The sequence below is a fragment of the Acinetobacter vivianii genome, assembly GCF_014635885.1.
In the GTDB taxonomy this organism is placed as follows: Bacteria; Pseudomonadota; Gammaproteobacteria; order Pseudomonadales; family Moraxellaceae; genus Acinetobacter; species Acinetobacter vivianii.
Window position 1 is genome coordinate 1 of the sequence record NZ_BMDR01000024.1, and the last position, 589, is coordinate 589.

Sequence of the window (589 nt, forward strand, 5' to 3'; positions counted from 1 at the left end):
CATCAAAGATGGCCCAAGCATCACTAAAGATGGCATCAACGCGGGTAATAAAACAATTACTAACGTTGCTGATGGTGTAAATGGTAAAGATGCAGTCAATGTTGACCAGTTAACCAATGTTAAAGATGGTTTAGACGGCAAGATCACCGATACCAACAACAAGTTAGATGACGCGAAGAAAGACTTGGGTAATCAGATTACTGATACCAACAACAAGTTAGACGACGCGAAGAAAGATTTGGGTAACCAGATCACCAATACTAAAGATCAGTTAACCAATCAGATCACAGATACCAAGACTGAGTTAGACAACACGATCACGAACACCAAGACCGAGTTGGAAAACAAAGGCTTGAACTTTGCTGGTAATACAGGTGCAGATGTTCATCGTAAGTTGGGTGACAAGTTAAACATCGTAGGTGGAGCTGATGCTGCAACAGCAGAAGACAAGACCAGCGGTGAGAATGTAATCACACGTACCACAGAAGATGGTATCAAGATTGAATTGTTGAAAGATGCGAAGTTCGACAGCATCACGACTGGCGACAGTGTATTAAACAACAATGGCTTAACCATCAAAGATGGCCCA

General features: G+C 42.1%; 1 pseudogene. It reads left to right on the forward strand.

The window, feature by feature from the left end:
* A pseudogene (locus tag IEV36_RS18725) lies at positions 1–589 on the forward strand (YadA-like family protein); the annotation flags it as partial.